Source organism: Bacillus sp. FJAT-27231 (assembly GCF_001183975.1).
Classification (GTDB): Bacteria; Bacillota; Bacilli; order Bacillales; family Domibacillaceae; genus Pseudobacillus; species Pseudobacillus wudalianchiensis.
This window is the reverse complement of sequence record NZ_LFZU01000001.1, coordinates 3,173,156-3,193,493: the sequence shown is the minus strand read 5'-3', so window position 1 is coordinate 3,193,493 and position 20,338 is coordinate 3,173,156. Positions and strand designations below refer to the sequence as shown.

Genomic DNA, 20,338 nt, shown 5'->3' with positions numbered 1-20,338 from the left:
GGAAATAATAGATGGCTATTAATTGGGTTAGCGAACGCGAATACGAAGACATTTTGTACGAAACATATAACGGTATTGCGAAGGTAACGATTAATCGTCCTGAGGTACATAATGCTTTCCGTCCTAAAACGGTAATGGAATTAATCGACGCTTTTGCTTACGCACGGGATGATGAAAAAATTGGTGTCATTGTTTTAACAGGCGCTGGAGAAAAAGCATTTTGCTCAGGCGGAGACCAAAAAGTACGCGGTCATGGCGGTTACGTTGGTGAAGACCAAATTCCACGCTTGAATGTATTAGACTTACAACGGTTAATTCGTGTTATTCCAAAGCCAGTAGTTGCGATGGTAGCGGGTTATGCAATTGGCGGCGGACATGTTCTTCACGTTGTGTGTGATTTAACGATCGCAGCAGAAAATGCGGTGTTCGGTCAAACGGGTCCAAAAGTCGGCAGCTTTGATGCTGGTTATGGTTCTGGTTATTTAGCTCGTATCGTCGGTCATAAAAAAGCACGTGAAATTTGGTACTTGTGCCGCCAGTACAATGCGCAGGAAGCACTTGATATGGGTCTTGTGAACACGGTTGTTCCATTAGATCAATTAGAAGCGGAAACAGTAAAATGGTGTGAAGAAATGCTTGAGAAGAGCCCAACTGCTTTGCGTTTCCTTAAGGCAGCGATGAATGCCGATACAGACGGTCTTGCTGGCCTTCAACAACTTGCTGGGGATGCGACATTGCTTTACTATACAACGGACGAGGCAAAAGAAGGAAGAGATGCGTTTAAAGAAAAACGCAAGCCAGATTTTGGCCAATTCCCTAGATTCCCTTAATAGAAAATGGGAACACCTGTTTAAGGCAGGCAAGAATAAGACAGGCTAGTGAAATAGGCGCTTTTTAGCCATATGTCTAACGTATAAAGACTGGCTTGAATAAGAGTGTCACTAATTTTTACCATGAATAAAATATTCCCCGGCTGGCGGGTAAATGTGAAAGCTTGATGGGCAGCCATCAAGCTTTTTTTGTCAGTCAGGTGAGGCAGGAGGAATGAGAAATGGCCGAAAGAGTGCCGAACTGGTTAAAACAGCGAGCTTTCTTAACCCCTGATCGTCCGGCTCTGTTTTTTGAAGAAAGCACCTGGACATTTGCCCAATTGTATAAAAAATCACTGAGCTGGGCAGCAGAATTAGAAAGAGAAGGATTAAAGAAGGGAAACCGAATCGGGCTTCTTGTCCAAAACACTCCGAATGCTGTATGTGTTATTCATGCTCTTCAGCAATTAGGAGCCGAAGCTGTTCTTCTGAATCATCGGTTAACGACAAACGAATTGATGTGGCAGCTAGAAGACGCTGAAATAGCAGCTATTGTTTATGACCCGCTGTATCAGCAAACTGTCGATCAATTAGACGACACCTTCATCCGAAAAGATGTGACGGCTATTTTATCTCCTATGGAGTTCAAAAGCAGAGATGAGTTTTCCCTTGGTGATACCTGTTCGATTATGTATACGTCTGGTACAACAGGAAAGCCGAAAGGTGTTCGGCAAACGTATGGCAACCATTGGTGGAGCGCAACCGGATCAGCCTTCAATCTTGGATTACACGAGAATGACTGCTGGCTTTGCGCAGTGCCTATTTTTCATATAAGCGGCTATTCTATTTTAATGCGCAGCGTTCTCTATGGCATGCCTTTCCGTTTGTATACTCACTTTGATGAAAATGAAATTAATGAGGCGCTTAAACGGGGAGAAGGGACAATTATTTCTGTAGTATCAGCGATGCTAAGTCGTCTTATAGAGACGTTAGAAGGCAGCTATCATCCTAATTTCCGCTGCATGCTTCTTGGCGGCGGGCCGGCTCCTAAACCGCTGCTTGAGACCTGTGCAGAGAAAAAGATTCCAGTATTTCAAACATACGGGATGACAGAGACCTCCTCACAAATTGTGACGCTGCCGCCAGAATATAGCTTAACAAAGCTTGGATCAGCTGGAAAGCCGCTGTTTCCATGTCAATTAAAGATTGATGCTCCGCCTTGTTCAGAAGGGGAAATCCTTGTTAAAGGTCCAAATGTGACGGCGGGATACTTGAATCGGGAGGAAGCGAATCAGGCTGCTTTTACGGATGGTTGGTTCCATACTGGGGACATTGGTTATGTAGATGAAGAAGGATTCTTATTCGTACTAGACCGCCGTTCAGATTTAATCATTTCAGGTGGAGAAAACATCTATCCAGCGGAAATAGAAGCTGTTTTGCTCAGTCACCCGGCGGTTAGAGAGGTTGGTGTTGCCGGAGTCGCTGATGAGAGATGGGGAGAGGTCCCGGCAGCCTTTATCGTTGAGAAAAAACAAGTAACAATAGAAGAGTTAAGGGCATTCTGTGAAGAACGGCTAGCGAAGTATAAGTGTCCCGCTTATTTTGTGAAGTTAGAATCTTTGCCGAGAAACGCTTCTAAAAAGCTGCTGCGCCGTGAATTGAAAACGAGGTTTAAGGAAGATAAATGATGCGGAAGAACACGTTCCGATCGCTAAAAAAGATGAGGTTAACATCAGTACCAACTGATGTTTCGCCTCATCTTTTTAAATGATGTATGATTAATGGCTCACACTTATAACGGCAAGCAGACAATGAAAAATAGAAAGAAGCCTGGGCTGTTGACAAACGTTCGCTTTCAATAGAAGCCTCTCCTATCCATTCGTTTTGCTTTCAGGCAACTGCTTCTTTTTCTTACGGTCTGCCCAAGTTTCTGGCACAAGATCAAAGCCGCCCGGATGAAAGGGATGGCATTTTAAAATACGGACAATCGTCAAATATCCGCCTTTCCAGGCACCAAACCGTTTGACCGCTTCTAGGCCGTAATGAGAGCAGGTCGGATAGAATCGGCACGTAGGTGGTTTTAAAGGAGATATTACTTTTTGATAAAAGCGGATAAGGATCATAAAAAGTTTTTTGAGCATAAAACCTCTGCCTTTATTTTAGGTCTGATTCTTCTTTATCGGGTTCCTGCTGTAAATGCGGATTGTTCTCAAGCGGATCGACTGTATGTTTAAATGCATAGCCTTTATTCACTGTGAAGACAGATAGCGCAATAACGACCGCAATAATGATAACCGACAAAATCATAATAATAACCAATTAACTTCCCCTCCCATGACTATCATACCATTTTTTTAGGCCGCTTGCAGAAAAGAATCGTTAGTTTTAAAAGCTGCAAAGAGTGGTAATAACTGAAGAGTAGGATAATTAACAGGAGGAATGAAGAATATGTCTAAACAATTAATAGAAAGTGTAAACAAGCAAATTGCCAACTGGACAGTGATGTATACCAAATTACATAATTATCACTGGTTCGTAAAAGGACCGCAGTTCTTCGCGCTTCATGAAAAATTTGAGGAGTTCTACACAGAAGCAGGTGTCCACATTGATGAATTAGCAGAGCGTTTGTTAGCGCTAGAAGGGAAACCAGTAGCCACATTGAAAGAAAGCTTGCAGATGGCTTCTGTAAATGAGGCAGAAGGCGGAGAAACAGCAGAACAAATGGTCCAATCCACAGTAGATGATTTCACCACAATGATTAATGAATTAAAAGAAGCCATGGATCTTGCGGCAGAGGTAAATGACGAAACAACAGGTGATATGCTGCTTTCGATTCACCAGGGCCTTGAAAAGCACGTATGGATGTTAAAGTCGTTCTTAGGAAAATAAGCATAAAGTTGAAAAGGATGCCCTAGCCGAGGCATCCTTTTTGTTTATATTAAGATATAAAGAAGAACTGCTCCCATTAAGGGAGCAGTTTTATGTATTTAATGGTACAGGCGTTTATCACCGAAATCATTTCCGGCATCATACATATCAAATCTCTGTTTTAATGCTTCAAATAGGTAAAGACGGAAAAAGTAGGCTAACTCCTCTTCATTTAATTCTTTAATAATGTTTAACATCTCTCTTTGCGACAGTTGTTCAAGTACAGCCAATGTAATCATATCTAGGTCTTCTTCTGTTCCTTGAAGCTTTCCACGGTAAATTTCGAATAATTCATCTACCAATTTCAAGTTGATCTTCTCCTTTGCTTTAGGATAGTATATTCGTTCTCTTGTCCCTTTATTAACATTTATACCCCAATTCAGCCGAATAAACCAACGAACCCGTCGAATCAAAAAATGTTCTGTCTCATTCATTTTTATAGGTAGACGGGGAACGATAAGCAAAGGAGGTGTCTAACATGCAGGAAGAAAAAAATGTTTACTATATCGCGATTGAGACGGGAGAGATTATGCGGAATCCGACAGTCTCCCCATGGAACTTCAAAATTTATGCAACAGATGAAGAAATTACGTCTTTAAGGGAGTTATTTGACGCTAACTATTCAGTAGAAGTGGCCAACTTTCTTCGCGCTCATATTCCGTATCGTGAATACCATAAAGATACCGAAAATGATCAGTATGATGCTCATTTAAGAAAAGTCTATCAAACGATTTATGAGCTTGGAGATGAAGAGGCAAAACAGCACATAAGAGAAATGGGAGACTTTTAATAAGCAGGACTTTAATAGCCTTGGCAAAGAAAAATAAGGTATAATGAATTCAAACTGAAGAAACTTTACAAGCAATCTGTTTGTGAAGGTTGACGATAGAAGCAGGGGGAAGGCATGGTTGAATTCATCGATAAAAATGGCTGCCGGGTGACACTCGCTTTTCAGCGTGAGGCCTTTTCATTGTCAGCCCGGCATGTCATTGTTTTTTGTCGCTTTGAGGAAAAGTGGCTGCTGACACTTCATCCAAAACGCGGATTAGAATTTCCGGGAGGCAAGGTAGAGGACGGGGAGACAATCGAGGAGGCAGCAAGGCGCGAAGTCTTTGAAGAGACGGGAGCGCTTGTGGAGGAGCTGAAGTTTGTAGGTGAGTATTTTGTCAGGCGGTCCAAAAACCCTTTTGTAAAGGCGGTTTTTTTTGCAAAAATAGGGAAGATAGAAAGAAAAGATGATTATTTAGAAACAGAAGGCCCGGTTTTGTTCGGAGAGAACTTACTCACAGAAAGAATGAACGACTGTTTTAGCTTTTTGATGCAAGATGAAGTAGTCGAAAAGACGTTAGACGTTCTAAAGGAAAAACAATGGCTGAAATGACGATAAATGTGTGGTGATAATATGAAAAGAATCATTGAGCGCTTTCGTTTTCCTTCTCCAAATCCGCATGTTGTTCTGTCTATGATTACTTATTGGTCAGGTGGACTAAAAGTCAAAGGCTTACTCGCAGAGCCGGCAGCGGAAGGTACATATGATGGTTTTCTTTATTTACGGGGAGGCATTAAAAACGTCGGCATGGTTCGTCCAGCACGTATTGCCCAGTTTGCCTCTGAAGGTTTCATTGTTTTTGCTCCTTTTTATCGCGGTAATCGCGGGGGAGAAGGAAATGAAGATTTTGCTGGAGAAGATAGGGAAGATGCTTTTGCTGGCTTTGAATTATTGCAGGCCCACCCGCGTGTAACGAACCGAGTACATATCTTTGGATTTTCCCGAGGCGGCGTTATGGCCTTGCTTACGGCCATTGAAAAAGAACAGGCCGCTTCTGTCGTGACGTGGGGCGGCGTGTCCGATATGGTGTTAACCTATGAGGAAAGAAAAGATTTACGGAGAATGATGAAAAGAGTGATCGGCGCAAGCCCTTATAAGCAGGAAGAGCTATACAGCTGGCGCACACCACTTTACCAGCTTGAGAGGTTAAAAGCCCCTGTGTTAATTATTCACGGGCTAAAAGACGAAAATGTTTCACCTGAGCATGCGTTTCGCTTGGAAGAACGGTTAAGACAGGTGGAACATCCGGCTGAAACGTGGTATTTTGATCAATATGATCATTATTTCCCACCGGCTGTAAACCGGAAAATCGTGACAGATTTATGCGCTTGGATGAAAAAACAACGATAAAAAGAATGCCAAGGAGGGGAAGGGCATGGGGATGCCAATGGAATTAAATACAATCATCGTGACAAAAGGAAGAGAACAGAGAAAGGAAGAAAATTTGTTTTCTCTGAAAAAAGAAGGTTATCGGCTTTATCCAATTGATATTCCAATTAATGTATATAAAACAAAAGACGGGGATATTACCGGAACGGCTGTTATTGAAAAAGTAGAGTGGCAAAAAGATCAAACAGAAATCCTTTACAGGCTCGTTTCCTTAAATTCAATCAACTAATAAAAAGGCACCGGAATACGGTGCCTTTTTATTGGATATTTAGATTTGTGGTCCGCCAAGTTCGATAATTTCTTTCGAAACGTTATTGAACTTTTTGAAGTTTTCACGGAACTTGCCAGCAAGTTCTGCAGCCTTTGTCATGAAGGCATCTTCGTCTGCCCAAGCTTTACGCGGAATTAGAACTTCATCCGGTACACCCGGTACGTGAAGCGGAATTTGCAGGCCAAATGTTTTTGTTGTATACGTTTCAACGTTATTTAATTCGCCTTCTAGAGCTGCTTGAACCATTGCGCGTGTATAAGCGAGTTTCATACGAGAACCAACGCCATATTCGCCGCCAGTCCAGCCTGTATTCACGAGGAACACCTGAACGTTGTGCTCATCGATTTTCTCACCGAGCATTTCCGCATAGCGTGTTGCTTCAAGCGGAAGGAATGGTGAGCCGAAGCATGTAGAGAATGTTACTTGCGGAGAAGTGACTCCACGCTCTGTACCAGCAAGCTTAGATGTGTATCCGCTCAAGAAATGATACATTGCTTGCTCTTTTGTTAACTTGCTGATTGGAGGCAGAACGCCGAATGCATCAGCTGTTAAGAAAATGATTGTATTTGGATGACCGGCTACGCTTGGGTCAACGATGTTATCAATTGCTTGTAATGGATAAGCAGCACGAGTATTTTCTGTCAAGCTGTTATCATTGTAATCTGGAATGCGGGATTGTTCATCAAGTACCACATTCTCAAGGACCGAACCGAAACGGATCGCATCAAAAATTTGTGGTTCTTTTTCACGAGAAAGTCCGATTGTTTTAGCGTAGCAGCCGCCTTCAATATTGAACACGCCGCTCGCAGACCAGCCATGCTCGTCATCACCGATTAAGCGGCGATTTGGATCAGCACTTAACGTTGTCTTACCTGTACCTGAAAGACCGAAGAACAATGCTACGTCACCTTCATAGCCAACGTTTGCTGAGCAGTGCATAGATAAGATGTCGTTTTCTGGAAGTAGATAGTTCATTACAGAGAAGATTGATTTTTTCATTTCTCCTGCATATTCCGTTCCGCCGATCAACACAATGCGGCGCTCAAAAGAAATGATAACGAATGCTTCTGATTTTGTGCCATCTACTGCAGGATCTGCTTTGAAGTTCGGCGCAGATACGATTGTAAAGCCTGCTTGATGATCTTTTAATTCTTCTTCAGTCGGACGAATGAAAAGCTGATGAGCAAATAAGTTATGCCATGCGTATTCATTGATCACTTGGATTGGAAGACGGTGAGCTGGATCAGCCCCTGCAAATCCTTTGAATACGAATAGTTCTTCTTGCTCCTTTAAATAGTTGATCACTTTCGTGTATAATTGATCAAATACTTCTGAAGAAATCGGTTCGTTCACGGGACCCCAATCAATTTTATCTTTTGTTGATGGTTCTTCAACGATAAACTTGTCTTTAGGAGAACGCCCTGTATACTTTCCCGTTTCAGCACTTACTGCTCCAGAAGCAGTTAGAACGCCTTCTTTGCGATTAAGTACTTTTTCTACGAGCAGCGGCACAGATGGCTGCATTGTTACGTTAGCACCTTTTAAAAGTTCCAAAATTTCGTTTGAAACACTAGCAGTTTTCATAAATAAATAACCATCCTTTATCTGAATTTAAATGAATTGGCATCTTAATCGTTTACTCAAAAATAGTATAACACATTACATTTAATAGTCTATACTATTCATTTATTTTTTTTTGTGACTTTTTATTAACAAATTGTTCCCTTCTTTATGAAAAGAAACCGGAAAAAACAAAGAGATTTTACACTAAATCTGTTGACATTGCCAGAGGGATTACGTATGATGTAACCTTGAACGGATACTCTTATCCTGAGCTGGCGGAGGGACAGGCCCAATGAAGCCCGGCAACCTGCTTGATTATAGGCGGCAGTCATAACAGAGACTGACCAGCACTTATATCATTATAAGATTATTTTCAAGACAAAGGTGCTAACCTGCAGCAAGGGCAAAACCTTGAGCGATAAGAGTGAAAGGCCTATGTTGACAAGACCAACCTTTCCTCTCTTTATTTCAGGAGGGGTTTTTTTATTTTTAAAAGGATAAACTTAGGGAAAATGAGTACCGTACCATTAACGATCGGCAGTTTCGTTGATCATTTTTAAGGAGGAAGTTTCATGACTAAAAATCGTCGTCTCTTTACTTCAGAGTCAGTTACTGAAGGGCATCCGGACAAAATTTGTGATCAGATTTCTGATGCCATCCTGGATGAAATCTTGTCAAAAGATCCAAATGCACGCGTAGCGGCAGAAACATCTGTTACAACTGGGCTTGTACTCGTAGCAGGGGAAATTACAACATCTTCTTACGTGGACATTAATAAAATCGTTCGTGAAACAGTAAGAGAAATTGGCTACACACGTGCAAAATATGGATTTGATGCAGACACTTGTGGTGTGCTGACATCTATTGATGAGCAGTCTCCTGACATTGCAGCAGGGGTAGACGTTGCTCTTGAAGCTCGTGAAGGCCAAATGAGTGATGAAGAAATCGAAGCGATTGGCGCAGGCGACCAAGGCTTAATGTTTGGCTTTGCTTGTAATGAAACAAAAGAATTAATGCCGCTGCCGATTTCACTTGCTCATAAATTGTCCCGCCAGCTGACAAAAGTAAGAAAAGAAGAAACGCTAAATTATTTGCGTCCAGATGGTAAAACACAAGTAACCGTTGAATACGATGAGAACGATAAGCCAGTAAGAATTGACACTATCGTTATTTCAACGCAGCATCATCCGGAAGTAACGCTTGAACAAATTCAAAGCGATTTGCGTGAGCAAGTGATTAATCCAGTTGTCCCAGCTGAATTAATTGATGAGAATACAAAATTCTTTATTAATCCAACGGGCCGTTTCGTTATTGGCGGACCTCAAGGGGATGCTGGTTTAACTGGCCGAAAAATCATTGTGGATACATACGGCGGATATGCACGCCATGGCGGTGGAGCATTCTCCGGTAAAGATCCAACAAAAGTAGACCGTTCAGCAGCTTATGCCGCTCGTTATGTAGCGAAAAATATTGTTGCTGCTGGCCTGGCTGATAAATGTGAAGTGCAGCTCGCTTATGCGATTGGTGTAGCACAGCCTGTATCGATTGCCATTGATACATTCGGTACTGGAACGGTTTCTGAGGAGCAGCTTGTGGAACTTGTTCGCAGCAACTTTGATCTTCGTCCAGCTGGTATCATTAATATGCTTGGACTTCGCCGTCCGATTTACAAGCAAACAGCAGCTTACGGACATTTTGGCCGTACAGATGTCGATCTTCCATGGGAAAGAACAGATAAAGCTGACCTCTTAAAAGAACAAGCAGCAAACTAATGAAAAATCAAAAAGCCTGGAGACTTTTTAATAGTCTTCAGGCTTTTTCTGTATACTTTTATAATATTGTCCTTTTTCTACATATTCTCTTACAATGCGTTCCATGTCTTTTCGGTCTTCCTCGTTCACTGGACGAATGACTTTTGCTGGCCGTCCGAATGCGACAGAGTGAGGCGGAATGACCTTGCCTTGTGGAACGAGACTGCCAGCTCCAATAAAGGCACCTTCACCGATTTCAGCATTGTCAAGAATAATGGATCCCATCCCAATAAGAGCATTTTTTCTAATTTTACAGCTGTGCAGGATTACCTGATGGCCAATCGTGACTTCATCTTCAATGATGAGAGGATTGTTTGGGCTTTGGTGAAGCACGGAATTATCCTGAATGCTGACTTTTTTCCCAATCACAGTGGGAGCTACGTCTCCTCGAATAGAGGTATTAAACCAAACATTGGTTTCTTCGCCGATTGTCACGTCGCCGGTAATGGTTACGTAATCCGCTATATAAGCGGAATCAGCAATTTTCGGTGTTTTATTGTTATAAGGATAAATCATCTTTCTCCCCTTCCTTTATTTGTCCCGCCAAAGATAAGCAGGATCAATTTGCTTATTATTTTAACTAAAACGATTTGATTTGTATAATAGAAGGTAAAAAGTATAGGACTATAAAAAGCCGGAGGAAGATGCGTGATGTGGAAATGGGAAACAAAACAACAGCCGAAAGGTGTCATCGTTATGATTCATGGAGCGATGGAGCATCATGGCCGTTATGGCTGGCTGATTGAAATGTGGCGCAGAAACGGCTTTCATGTGGTAATGGGCGATTTGCCTGGCCAAGGTATGACATCGAGAGCACAAAGAGGACACATTTCATCTTTTAATGAATATATCGAGGAAGTAAAAGACTGGGTACAGGCAGCCTACCAGTTTGATTTGCCTTTATTCTTATTAGGACATAGTATGGGAGGGCTAATTGCCATCCGGCTGCTTCAGGAAATGGAAGTAGAAACGGCAGGGGTTATCTTATCTTCCCCTTGTCTTGGGATGATTCACACCCCGCCAAAGATTGTCGACATTCTATCGCATGGGCTAAATTCACTCTCTCCTTCAGTAAAGTTTTCTTCTGGATTGACAGTCGAAATGGCGACAAGAAATGAAGAGGTTAGACAAGCTGATAAAGAGGACATGCTGTATGTGAACAAAGTGTCCGTTCGCTGGTACCGTGAACTGCTTCAGGCGATGAAGACAGCCGACTTAAAGACAGGGGCAGTGCCAGATGTTCCGCTTCTCGTTATGCAAGCAGGACATGACTTAATCGTTGATAAAAAAAGTGTGAGAAAGTGGTTTCATCGTCTTGATTTATCAGAGATGCACTATAAGGAGTGGCCGGGTCTTTATCATGAAATATTTAATGAACCGGAACGGGAAGAAGTCTTTCACTATGCTAAGGGATTTGTAGAAAATAGACTGCGTTTATTAGGGTACGTGATTGAGGAATGAGGTGACAAAATGCCAGTCCCGATGACACCGTTGCACTTAATGCATAGCATGTATAAAAGGGTCTTTCCGATTGTTCATGAACAGCTATGTTATTGGAAAGCAAAAGCGAAAGAGATTCCAAATGAAGAATTGCGCCGCCAGGCTCTCTCCAGTATTACTCATAAAACATTTCATTGCGAGGGAGGGGCTGTGCTGGCATTATTGTCGGGGAAAAACTTTACAGAAGCTATTCGCTTCATTGTTGCCTATCAGACGATTAGTGATTATCTTGATAATCTTTGTGATCGCAGTACGTCGCTTGATCCAGCTGATTTTGCGGCTCTTCATGAAGCGATGGAAGATGCTTTGTCACCAGGGGCGCCGCTGCGCCATTATTATCGCTATCGCTTAGATCAAAATGACGGCGGCTATTTAGTCGAACTAGTCAAGACGTGCCAGTCCGTGCTCGCTGAAATGATGGGCTATGAAATCATTTCTCCTTTTCTCAAAGAATTATGTCGCTATTACTGTGATTTACAAATACACAAGCACGTAAAAAAGGAAGAGAGAGAAGAGCGCTTAATCAAATGGTTCAAAGAGAATCAACGCGATTGGCCGCAGATGGAATGGTACGAATTTTCCGCCTGTGCGGGTTCAACACTTGCCATCTTCTGTTTAGTAGCATATAGCTTAGATGAACCGTTAACGTCTAAAGAGGCACAGCAAATAAAAGAAAGCTACTTCCCTTATATTCAAGGGCTTCATATTTTGCTGGATTATTTTATTGATCAGCAAGAGGATCAAGAAGGCGGCGATTTAAACTTTTGTTTTTATTATCAAAATGAGGAGCAATTGTTCCAGCGGTTCATTTATTTTATAGAGCAGGCGGACGAACGGGTAAATGGAATAAAGCATGCGAAATTTCACCGGCTGGTCAATCGGGGGCTACTTGGCATGTATTTATCAGATTCAAAGGCCAATGAGTATAAAGGTATTCAAGAAATCTCTAAAAAAATAATTCGCAGAGGCGGAGCAGCCTCTCGATTTTTCTATCTAAATGGACGTACATACAGGCGGATGCAACAGTGGTTTCCGCACTGGTTTGGAAAGCATAGGGTTCATTAGAAGACAGTGAATGAGAATGGAGGCGGTCTACAGTGGGATTGAAGTTAAGCATATTAGACCAATCACCAATTTCAGAAGGAATAACAGCGGAAGAAGCATTAGCAGAAACGGTCAAACTAGCTAGCCACGCCGAAAAGCTGGGGTATGAGCGTTTCTGGGTGTCAGAGCATCACGATGCTTCCACCCTTGCCGGATCTTCTCCGGAAGTACTGATGGCCTATTTAGCAGCGAAGACCGAAACTATCCGGATTGGCTCAGGCGGAGTGATGCTGCCTCACTACAGTTCTTACAAGGTAGCTGAAAATTTTCGGATGCTTGAAGGACTGGCGCCAGGCAGAATTGATGCCGGAATCGGAAGAGCACCCGGCGGCATGCCGATCGCTTCATTGGCACTTAATAGAGGAGAATACCGTCAAGTTGATCGTTTTTCTGAACAAGTGGATGAATTGTTGACTTATCTTGCTGGGGATGAAGAGAGCGGACCTTATCCGGGGCTAAAAGCTACACCACTCGTTCAAACGGTACCGGACGTCTGGATGCTTGGCTCAAGCGGCTCAAGTGCTATGCTTGCCGCGCAAAAAGGGCTTCCGTACACGTTTGCTCAATTTATTAATGGAGACGGAGGGCCAGACTATATGGCTGCTTATTATAGCTCCTTTCAGCCATCCTGCTTATTGTCAAAGCCAAAGAGTATGGCAGCAGTGTTTACAATTTGTGCCGAAACAGACGAAAAGGCAGAACATCTGGCATCGAGCTTAGATTTATCCTTGCTGATGACAGCTCAGGGAATGAAATCAAACGGCGTACCGAGCCCAGAACAAGCAGCAGCTTACCAGTATAGTAAGTATGAACGCCAATTTATCCAGGAGAACAGGAAGAGAATGGTCGTTGGCAGTCCTCGGCGTGTACGAGAACAATACGAGCAAATCAGTGAACAGTATAAAACAGAAAATATAATGGCTGTCTCTATTATGTACGATTTTCAAGACAAGTTAACGTCATTTGAACTGCTAGCAGAAGCTATTCGGACATAAAAAAGCGAACACAGGCGTTTATGAGCCGTGTTCGCTTTTTTATTAGCCAAAATAAGGGACTTATTATCGAAGTGGGAGATTTATTATCCAAAGCTGGGCATATATTATCCGAAACCGAAGATATTTTATCCAAGCTGAAAAAGTTATCTTTTCTCGATTGCTATAATAAATGGTGGATTATTCAGCTGATTGATAAACTCATAACGAAGTACGTGAGCTTCCTGCTGATCAATCCTTTCTACAAAGCGGATCAGCTCCTCTTTTTCCACAGCTCCTTCCTCATGACCGTGATAAATGACGAGGACAATGATCCCTCCAGATGCAAGCATGGAAAAAATCTGTTTCACAGCCGAAATGGTTGTATCCGGCCTAGTCACGATTGATTTATCCCCTTTTGGCAAATAGCCGAGGTTAAAAACCGCTCCTTTCAGCTGTCTTTGCCACTCAGCGGGAATAACGGCAGCTGCTTGTTCATGTCCACAGTCAAATAAGATTACCCGTTCGTTTAACTGTTGCTCCTGCAGGCGGACAGCTGTATTTTTTAATGCTTGCTCCTGGATGTCAAATCCAAAGACACGGCCACGTTCACCAACGAGTTTAGCTAGAAATACAGTATCATGGCCGTTGCCAACTGTTGCATCAATAGCCGCGCTCCCGTCCGTTACTGCTTTTTCTAACAGTATGCGTGCAAATGGTAAAATTCCATCTAAGTTCATGACGTCTCTCCTCTTTCTATTAATCCATCTCCGATGATTATACTTAAAATAAATGATTATTGGTATAATGCAAATAATCAATAGAATGATAGCAAACGAAAAAATTAAAAAGAAGGGGCGTTGCCTTTTGAATATAGTCTTCACAAAGCCGTCTGACATTAAAATGGTCTCCGATCTTATTCAGGTAATTCAGCAGCTCTGGACGCTAAAGTCCTATAAAGCGCTTCAGGAGTGGCTAGCGCAAATAGAAACAGAAGAGGAGTACTACCGCTTGATCCGTTTAGCGGATGCGGGTGGAATGTATCGCTATAGCGACTTTTTAGCGGCAGCGGCAAATAAGCGATTCCAGTCTATCCGTACGTTTTCTTGGTCTTGTTATCGTCTGCTTGAGCAAGGAAGAAGCTTAGAGGCTGAAACGAAAATGAAACAACGCTTATTTGATGAAGAGGAAGAATCTTTAACAGCGGACGAGAAAAAAATAGCCTACCTTTTACTCGTCAAAACACTTTGCCAACTATATCGCTATCAAGAAGCGAGAGATTATATTCGTCTGATCCAAGAAGAAGGCGCCTTTTTATCCCCGGACCAACTAGCTGATTTTTATTTAGAAACGAATGATTGGGAGCAGGCAGAACGAGAAGTGAAGAAGGGACTTGATTTGTCATTCAGTGAGCGAGGGGATGTTAGCTGGATTGTGTACGCTGATCTCTTATCGAGACAAGGTCGTCATAAAGAGGCGCTTCGTGTACTGCAAAAAGGAGCTGAAGCTTTTCCAGAATGTCCGGTATTTCAGCTAGAGCAGATGAGAGGGTTTCGTTTAACAGATAACTTCCAAGCGATTCTTGATCATGCGGACCAGTGGAACAAAGAAAACCCTTTTCATACAAATGTAGATTATTTTATCTATTTAAAAGCAGAGGCGTTATACAAGCTGGAACAATGGAGCAAGCTGGAACAATGGATTTTAGAAAATAAAGCCGTATTAAAAAAGACAGCACTCGGCGGGCGGACCATTGATCAAGCGGGGAGTTACCGGGAGATTGCCATTGAGCCAATTCGGCAAAAATTGAATTATTGCGTGCCAGCTACGCTATCAATGATGTTACAGACAGCCGGAAAGGAAATATCACAGGATGAGATTGCTGAACACATTTTTGATGTGACGGGTTCAAAGCTGATGACAGCGATTGATTATATGGCGTCACTTGGCTTTTCATCAGCCTTCTTTAAAGGAACAATTGAACTTTATAAGTACTTTATCGATGCGGGCTGCCCTGTCATGCTTGATCTATTGATCGAAAATAATTCACATGTTCAGCTTGTTGTCGGCTACGACGATCGGTTAGGCGTGCTGTTAGTCCAAGATCCGAATGAGCTAGAGACGTTGTTTATCCCTTATGAAGAGGTCCCGCACACCTACCGGTTAAAAGAGCAGCTTTCGATCGTATTCGTTCTGGAGGAGCAAAAAGGGCTGCTTGAACGATTAGATCCGAAAACCCATGAATTTTTTCAAGAAATATTCATGTACTTAGAAGAAATGGAGAAGGATGCGGAAGCGACAGTTACGGACTTTCTTGCTTATCTCATAGGGAAAGAGGAAGAAATTTTTTCCTCCATTATTGGTTTAACAATGATTGAACATGTGAAAGCGAAGCCCTATTTGAATAAGTGGCTTGATCATGTGAAAAAGCGGTTTGGTGAAGAGGATGAGGAGATCCAGCTGATCATGGCTCATTCTTATTATATGCATGATGAGACCGGCAAGGAGTTTCAGCAAGTGATGGATCAGGTCAAACGAAAAAATGCGTATGCGCACTTTCTTTTAGGAATTGTCGGTTATCAAAATGATCAACCTGAACGCGCTATTTTCCATTTAAAGCGCTCACTTGAAAAAGATCCTTTTCAGCCGTCCGCTTACGCCTATTTAGCCCGATGCTGTGCGGAGCTTTCACAGTTTCAGCTAGCACAACATTGGTCGCTTGTAGCGCTTGAACAGGCAGAAAAGGATGAATTCACCCGATCGACGCACGCACTTATTTTGCTGGAGTCGGGTGCCAACCAAGAAGCACTGAGTGAGTTCGAAAAGCTGTCTGAAGATTATCCGAATGATCATTATTATGTGTATGAAGTGGGACGCTGTTATATGGAAATGGACGATAACCGGGCGATTACCTGGTTCAAACGAGCACTTGAAATGAATCCGGCCGTTCCCTATCCTTATTTGCGAATTGCAGAAATTCGCATGAACGAAGAAAAGTGGGAACGAGCGGAAGCTTATTTGCAAACCGGGTCAGAGGAGGTTCCAAAAGAAGAAACAGGGATCATTTGGTTATATATTGGTCATACGCGCATGGGCCGAGAGCTGTACAGTCATGCAGAGGAAGCCTACAGGCGCGCTGCTGAACTTGATCCCAACGGTGACTTGCAGGCAGTTGTATATGAGGCGCAGTCGATTATTCAACAGGGAGACTGGCAGCGGGCAAAGACTGTCATCCGCTCCTATGGACAGCCTTCTGAACATCCCGATATATACGTAAGAGCCGGTGCTATGATGATAGAAGAAGCGGAAGCAGACAGCGAGAAAGAGCTTGGCCTTTGTTTTATGGAGGAGGGCCTTTTGAAAGGCGCTGAGCTGGAAGAGCATGTTTCGCTTTATGTTGAGTACGTAGAAGGGACACCATTTACCCACCGAGCGCTTGCTTTTTTACAAAGGCTGCGAGTTCAGTATTCGTTAAGTGACCTTTACTGTTATGAAGCGATCTTTCAAGAACAGTTGGAGAATCTAACTCTTGCTGAAACGCTTTTGCTGCAGGCAGTGGAGATGGACACGCAGAGTACTTTTCCTCATTATCGTCTCGGAAAGCTATATCGTTCAGTGGAAAAAACGAATCTAGCCGAGCAGCATTTATTCAAGTGTCTAGAACTTGATCCTGACTTTACAGCTGCCCATGATGAATTAGCGAGTCTGTATGAAGAGCTTGGCGAGATGGACAAGGCAAAAAAATATCGTTTTCGAGTATTGGAGGCCATGCCGCAAGCGTGTAATATGAAGGAGCTTGCAGCGTTGATGTCTTCACCAGCAGAACGGGAGAAGCTGAAAAATCATTTGGATCATTTACGGGGAATGATTGATGAACAATGGCGTCTTGGGGCTCTAAGTGAAGTGCTGGAAACAGACGAAGCGATCCGTTTACTTGAGAAAGAAGAGGCTGTAGAGCTGAAAGCGAAACTAGCGGAGCTGTATTCCAAAAGTGGCCGGGTGAAAGAAGCGCTGATGCTCATTACAGCCCTCATTCAAGCAGAATCGGATAATAAATCCCTCTATGAACCTTGGATGAAAATATTATATAGCTCAAAAAAACTGCTGAAAATCGAGAGGCTCATTCAGAAAATGGGATTGTCATCCGAAGAGGCAGCGGTTGTGTACAGGAATAGTGGTGATGCACTCGTTCCTTATGCTGAAAAATTAAGAGAAGAGAAGCAGGGAATATGGAAAAAAATCACGGGAGGCTTAAAAACAGTAGGGCTGATCAGTGTCATCATTGCTTTATATGAAAAAGCGATTGAGTTAAATCCAGATCATCATGAAAGCTATGATCGACTTGCTTTATTTTATATAGAACGAGAGGTCACGGATGAGGCGTGGAAAGTGCTGAAACGCTATCTCGATGTTCATGATGATGACCGTCTGCGTTTTAAAGCGGCAGCTGCTGCCCTAAGTTATGGAGCAGAAACCGGTAAAGAGCAATATACAAAAGAAGCTCAGGAACAACTTCTCTTACTAAAGAAACGCCATCCATCTGATGGAGACGTACGAGAAATGCTGGCTGATTCATTTCTTTTGCTTGGCCAGCTAGAGGAAGCACTAAAAGAATATGAGGCACTTATTGAAAAGGCTCCTTATAAAGTGGAAGGGTATGTTGGAAGGATCCTAGCTCATGTGGAGTTTGACCAAACAGAAAAAGCAAAACAGTGTGCAGAACAATTACCTAAAGAAATGCAAGAAAGAGTATGGAGCCAACTAGAAGAACTAGCGGACGACCATCCGGCGTTACAAGAAATAGTCAATAAGTAAAAGAAAAAGACCGGCTGCGCTTATGCACCGGTCTTTTGGGCGTCATAAGCAGGGTGAAATTATTCCTTGAAAAAAGGGCGGAATAATGTATTATGAGAATGAGTTGTTTTTAGAATAATTACTCAATTGTAAAATCTTTTCATTAGGGGATCTCGAAATGATAGAAGCGGATAGATAGCGCACTGCTTTCTTCCGTGCTTTCTCCTAGTTTAGAAAGCAAATTTACAGTTTGATTTTTATTACACTAATTGGAGGAAGCATTATGAGGAAAAGAATTAGCAAACTAATATTAGGTTTAGGGATGGCCGGTCTTTTAGTTTTCCTTTCGGCCTGCGGACAAGAAGAAACGGAGACTGGGGAGAAGAGTGCAGAGAAAAAGGTGATTGTAGGGACTGACGCAGCTTATGCGCCATTTACATACATGGATAAAGGAAAAATTGTCGGTTTTGATATTGATATTGTAGATGCCATTATGAAAGAGGCCGGCTATGAATATGAGGTGAAAAACATCGGGTGGGATGCTCTTTTTGAAAGTGCGCGTCAAGCTGACCAGATAGACCTGGCCGTTTGTGCGATTACGATTAGTGATGACCGGAAACAAACCTATGACTTTTCATCTCCCTATTATCAGTCTACCCACATGATTATGACCGATAAAAGCAACCCTGTTAAAAGCGCAAACGACCTAAAAGAATTAACAGTAGGAGTGTTAAATGGTTCAACGGGACAGATGGCGGCTGAACAGATCTTAGGAAAAAACAGCCCAGATATTAAAAAGTATGAAAGTGATGCAGTGTCTATTATGTCATTGAAGAACGGTGCTGTTGATGCCGTCATCGCCGATAACACTGTGATCAATGAATACTTGAAAAATAACCCAAACGAGCAGTTTAAAACACTCGAAGATCATAAAAATTTTAATGCAGAGTTTTACGGATTAATGCTGCCGAAAGACAGTGAATTAACTCCTAAAGTTGATAAAGCCCTTAAGAAAATTATCGAAAATGGCACGTATAGCAAAATATACAAAAAATGGCTGGGAACAGAGCCTGACATAAAGGCGTTGCAAACCGCACAATAATTGCCAGCAATGAGAGCTAATTATCAATATGTTGCCAACGGAGGAACAATGATGAACCCTATAGAAGCGATTTTGAAGAAATTTCCGTTAATCGTATTAGATGGAGCAATGGCTACAGAACTTGAGCAGTATGGCTGTGATTTAAATAACAGTCTGTGGTCAGCCAAGATTTTGATGGAAAAGCCAACTATTATTAAACAAGTCCATATGGATTACTTTCATGCAGGGGCAGATTGCGCTATCACAGCGAGTTACCAAGCTACAGTCGAAGGCTTTGCCCAGCATGGTCTGCAGGAAGAAGAAACATTAGATTTGATTCAAACGTCTGTCCAACTAGCAAGAGAAGCACGAGATGAATTTTGGAATCAGCTCGAAAATCTGGATAACCGGCCAAAACCGTTTGTAGCTGCTTCGATCGGACCCTATGGTGCCTTTCTCGCGGATGGATCAGAATATCGTGGCGATTACAAGTTAACGGAAGAGGAACTAATTCATTTTCATAGACCACGTATGAAAGCTTTAATTGAGGCAGGGGCGGAAGTGCTGGCATGCGAAACCATTCCTAATATGATAGAAGCTAAAGCGATTGTTAGGTTGTTAGAAGAGGAGTTTCCTAAAACTTATGCGTGGATTAGCTTTAGTGCAAAAGATGATCTTCATATTAATAATGGCATTCCCATTGCGGAGTGTGCATCTTGGCTCGATCAGCATGAACAAGTAGCAGCTGTTGGAATCAATTGTACATCTCCTGAACATATTTCTTCATTGATTAAAAGCATAGCGGGTCACACAGAAAAGCCCATTGTCGTTTATCCTAATTTAGGTGAAATATACGATGCCTCCACTAAGACGTGGTCTGGAGCGCCATCTAAAGAAGATTACGCAAGCAACATTGCGGATTGGTATGAGTGTGGTGCACGCTTGATCGGTGGATGCTGTCGAACAAGACCTGAAAATATAAAAACTATTGCCGTTTGGTCAAAAGCCGATAGATGACAAGGCGTTTCCATTTTGCCTACATGTATAAAATCTTCTTACTTTCAAAAAATAGGTTTATTACATCATTTAGGAGGTAAGCAAAGTGGATATCCAACGCGCAAAACAAATCGTTTCCTCACCGGCAGATATTGACGTGACATTCCAAGGTGTTTCCATTTGGATTGATGAATTGCATGAAGATGAAAAAATGGCAACCGTCCACCTAAGAGGACCGCTAGAAGAAAGAACACAAGTCGCCATCAAAGACTTAGAAGAAGAAAAAGCATAA

At 42.4% G+C, this 20,338-nt stretch carries 21 protein-coding genes and 1 riboswitch; of the genes, 15 read left to right on the top strand and 6 right to left on the bottom strand.

What is annotated here, in order from left to right; all coding sequences use genetic code 11:
* The first annotated feature begins 11 nt into the window (after nucleotides 1-11).
* Nucleotides 12-830: a 1,4-dihydroxy-2-naphthoyl-CoA synthase gene (gene menB / locus AC623_RS15295; RefSeq protein WP_049663912.1), complete on the top strand. Its 819-nt coding sequence runs from the start codon at nucleotides 12-14 to the stop codon at nucleotides 828-830.
* A 221-nt stretch (nucleotides 831-1,051) separates the two neighbouring features.
* Complete coding sequence (locus tag AC623_RS15290) at nucleotides 1,052-2,497, top strand: o-succinylbenzoate--CoA ligase (protein ID WP_049663911.1); 1,446 nt, start codon at nucleotides 1,052-1,054, stop codon at nucleotides 2,495-2,497.
* A gap of 183 nt (nucleotides 2,498-2,680) precedes the next feature.
* On the opposite strand, the gene yidD is transcribed toward AC623_RS15290, so the two are convergent.
* Together yidD and ytzI are read right to left on the bottom strand one after the other, a co-directional pair.
* A complete protein-coding gene (gene yidD / locus AC623_RS15285; protein ID WP_049663909.1) occupies nucleotides 2,681-2,950 on the bottom strand; it encodes a membrane protein insertion efficiency factor YidD in 270 nt (89 codons plus the stop codon).
* A 13-nt stretch (nucleotides 2,951-2,963) separates the two neighbouring features.
* Nucleotides 2,964-3,128: a YtzI protein gene (ytzI, locus tag AC623_RS21180; protein WP_082174444.1), complete on the bottom strand. Its 165-nt coding sequence runs from the start codon at nucleotides 3,126-3,128 to the stop codon at nucleotides 2,964-2,966.
* Nucleotides 3,129-3,257: 129 nt separating this feature from the next.
* On the opposite strand from ytzI, the gene AC623_RS15280 reads away from it, so the two are divergent.
* Nucleotides 3,258-3,698 (top strand): Dps family protein, encoded by a 441-nt coding sequence (locus AC623_RS15280; RefSeq protein ID WP_049663906.1) that lies wholly within the window; start codon nucleotides 3,258-3,260, stop codon nucleotides 3,696-3,698.
* A gap of 98 nt (nucleotides 3,699-3,796) precedes the next feature.
* Here AC623_RS15280 and AC623_RS15275 read toward each other — a convergent pair whose 3' ends face one another.
* Nucleotides 3,797-4,045 carry a DUF6154 family protein gene (locus AC623_RS15275; protein WP_049663905.1) on the bottom strand — a complete coding sequence of 83 codons (249 nt, stop codon included), beginning with the start codon at nucleotides 4,043-4,045 and terminating at the stop codon, nucleotides 3,797-3,799.
* Nucleotides 4,046-4,215: 170 nt separating this feature from the next.
* On the opposite strand from AC623_RS15275, the gene AC623_RS15270 reads away from it, so the two are divergent.
* The 4 genes from AC623_RS15270 to AC623_RS15255 all read left to right on the top strand — a co-directional run bounded on the left by AC623_RS15270 (nucleotide 4,216) and on the right by AC623_RS15255 (nucleotide 6,184).
* Entirely contained in the window at nucleotides 4,216-4,527 is a 312-nt protein-coding gene (locus tag AC623_RS15270; protein ID WP_049663903.1) for a hypothetical protein, read from the top strand.
* A 114-nt stretch (nucleotides 4,528-4,641) separates the two neighbouring features.
* Nucleotides 4,642-5,118 (top strand): RNA deprotection pyrophosphohydrolase, encoded by a 477-nt coding sequence (gene ytkD / locus AC623_RS15265; RefSeq protein WP_049663901.1) that lies wholly within the window; start codon nucleotides 4,642-4,644, stop codon nucleotides 5,116-5,118.
* Between the two features lie 21 nt (nucleotides 5,119-5,139).
* Nucleotides 5,140-5,916, top strand: coding sequence for an alpha/beta hydrolase family protein (locus tag AC623_RS15260; protein ID WP_049663899.1), 777 nt, complete (start codon nucleotides 5,140-5,142; stop codon nucleotides 5,914-5,916).
* 25 nt (nucleotides 5,917-5,941) lie between these two features.
* Nucleotides 5,942-6,184, top strand: a complete 243-nt coding sequence (locus AC623_RS15255; protein ID WP_049663898.1) for a DUF2584 domain-containing protein — start codon at nucleotides 5,942-5,944, stop codon at nucleotides 6,182-6,184.
* Nucleotides 6,185-6,223: 39 nt separating this feature from the next.
* Here the strand turns inward: AC623_RS15255 and pckA are convergent, their stop codons facing one another.
* The gene (gene pckA / locus AC623_RS15250; protein WP_049663896.1) at nucleotides 6,224-7,810 is read right to left on the bottom strand and encodes a phosphoenolpyruvate carboxykinase (ATP); all 1,587 of its coding nucleotides are present in this window, start codon (nucleotides 7,808-7,810) and stop codon (nucleotides 6,224-6,226) included.
* A 238-nt stretch (nucleotides 7,811-8,048) separates the two neighbouring features.
* Nucleotides 8,049-8,214: riboswitch (SAM riboswitch) on the top strand.
* 147 nt (nucleotides 8,215-8,361) lie between these two features.
* On the opposite strand from pckA, the gene metK reads away from it, so the two are divergent.
* On the top strand, nucleotides 8,362-9,561 hold the full coding sequence (gene metK / locus AC623_RS15245; RefSeq protein WP_049663895.1) for a methionine adenosyltransferase: 1,200 nt from the start codon (nucleotides 8,362-8,364) through the stop codon (nucleotides 9,559-9,561).
* A 27-nt stretch (nucleotides 9,562-9,588) separates the two neighbouring features.
* Here the strand turns inward: metK and AC623_RS15240 are convergent, their stop codons facing one another.
* Nucleotides 9,589-10,116: a gamma carbonic anhydrase gene (locus tag AC623_RS15240; protein WP_049663893.1), complete on the bottom strand. Its 528-nt coding sequence runs from the start codon at nucleotides 10,114-10,116 to the stop codon at nucleotides 9,589-9,591.
* Nucleotides 10,117-10,251: 135 nt separating this feature from the next.
* On the opposite strand from AC623_RS15240, the gene AC623_RS15235 reads away from it, so the two are divergent.
* From AC623_RS15235 to AC623_RS15225, 3 genes are read left to right on the top strand one after another with little or no spacing between them, the layout of a single operon-like run.
* Entirely contained in the window at nucleotides 10,252-11,061 is an 810-nt protein-coding gene (locus AC623_RS15235; RefSeq protein WP_049663891.1) for an alpha/beta hydrolase, read from the top strand.
* A gap of 9 nt (nucleotides 11,062-11,070) precedes the next feature.
* Nucleotides 11,071-12,165: a tetraprenyl-beta-curcumene synthase family protein gene (locus AC623_RS15230; RefSeq protein WP_049663889.1), complete on the top strand. Its 1,095-nt coding sequence runs from the start codon at nucleotides 11,071-11,073 to the stop codon at nucleotides 12,163-12,165.
* 32 nt (nucleotides 12,166-12,197) lie between these two features.
* Entirely contained in the window at nucleotides 12,198-13,199 is a 1,002-nt protein-coding gene (locus AC623_RS15225; protein WP_049663888.1) for an LLM class flavin-dependent oxidoreductase, read from the top strand.
* 143 nt (nucleotides 13,200-13,342) lie between these two features.
* On the opposite strand, the gene AC623_RS15220 is transcribed toward AC623_RS15225, so the two are convergent.
* Nucleotides 13,343-13,915, bottom strand: a complete 573-nt coding sequence (locus AC623_RS15220) for a tRNA (mnm(5)s(2)U34)-methyltransferase (protein ID WP_049663885.1) — start codon at nucleotides 13,913-13,915, stop codon at nucleotides 13,343-13,345.
* Between the two features lie 127 nt (nucleotides 13,916-14,042).
* Here AC623_RS15220 and AC623_RS15215 point away from each other — a divergent pair, with 127 nt between their 5' ends.
* The 4 genes from AC623_RS15215 (at nucleotide 14,043) to AC623_RS15200 (ending at nucleotide 20,338) form a co-directional block, all read left to right on the top strand.
* Complete coding sequence (locus AC623_RS15215) at nucleotides 14,043-17,990, top strand: tetratricopeptide repeat protein (RefSeq protein ID WP_049663884.1); 3,948 nt, start codon at nucleotides 14,043-14,045, stop codon at nucleotides 17,988-17,990.
* 262 nt (nucleotides 17,991-18,252) lie between these two features.
* Nucleotides 18,253-19,071 carry a basic amino acid ABC transporter substrate-binding protein gene (locus AC623_RS15210; RefSeq protein ID WP_049663882.1) on the top strand — a complete coding sequence of 273 codons (819 nt, stop codon included), beginning with the start codon at nucleotides 18,253-18,255 and terminating at the stop codon, nucleotides 19,069-19,071.
* 51 nt (nucleotides 19,072-19,122) lie between these two features.
* The gene (gene mmuM / locus AC623_RS15205) at nucleotides 19,123-20,067 is read left to right on the top strand and encodes a homocysteine S-methyltransferase (RefSeq protein WP_049663879.1); all 945 of its coding nucleotides are present in this window, start codon (nucleotides 19,123-19,125) and stop codon (nucleotides 20,065-20,067) included.
* 85 nt (nucleotides 20,068-20,152) lie between these two features.
* The gene (locus AC623_RS15200) at nucleotides 20,153-20,338 is read left to right on the top strand and encodes an H-type small acid-soluble spore protein (protein WP_049663877.1); all 186 of its coding nucleotides are present in this window, start codon (nucleotides 20,153-20,155) and stop codon (nucleotides 20,336-20,338) included.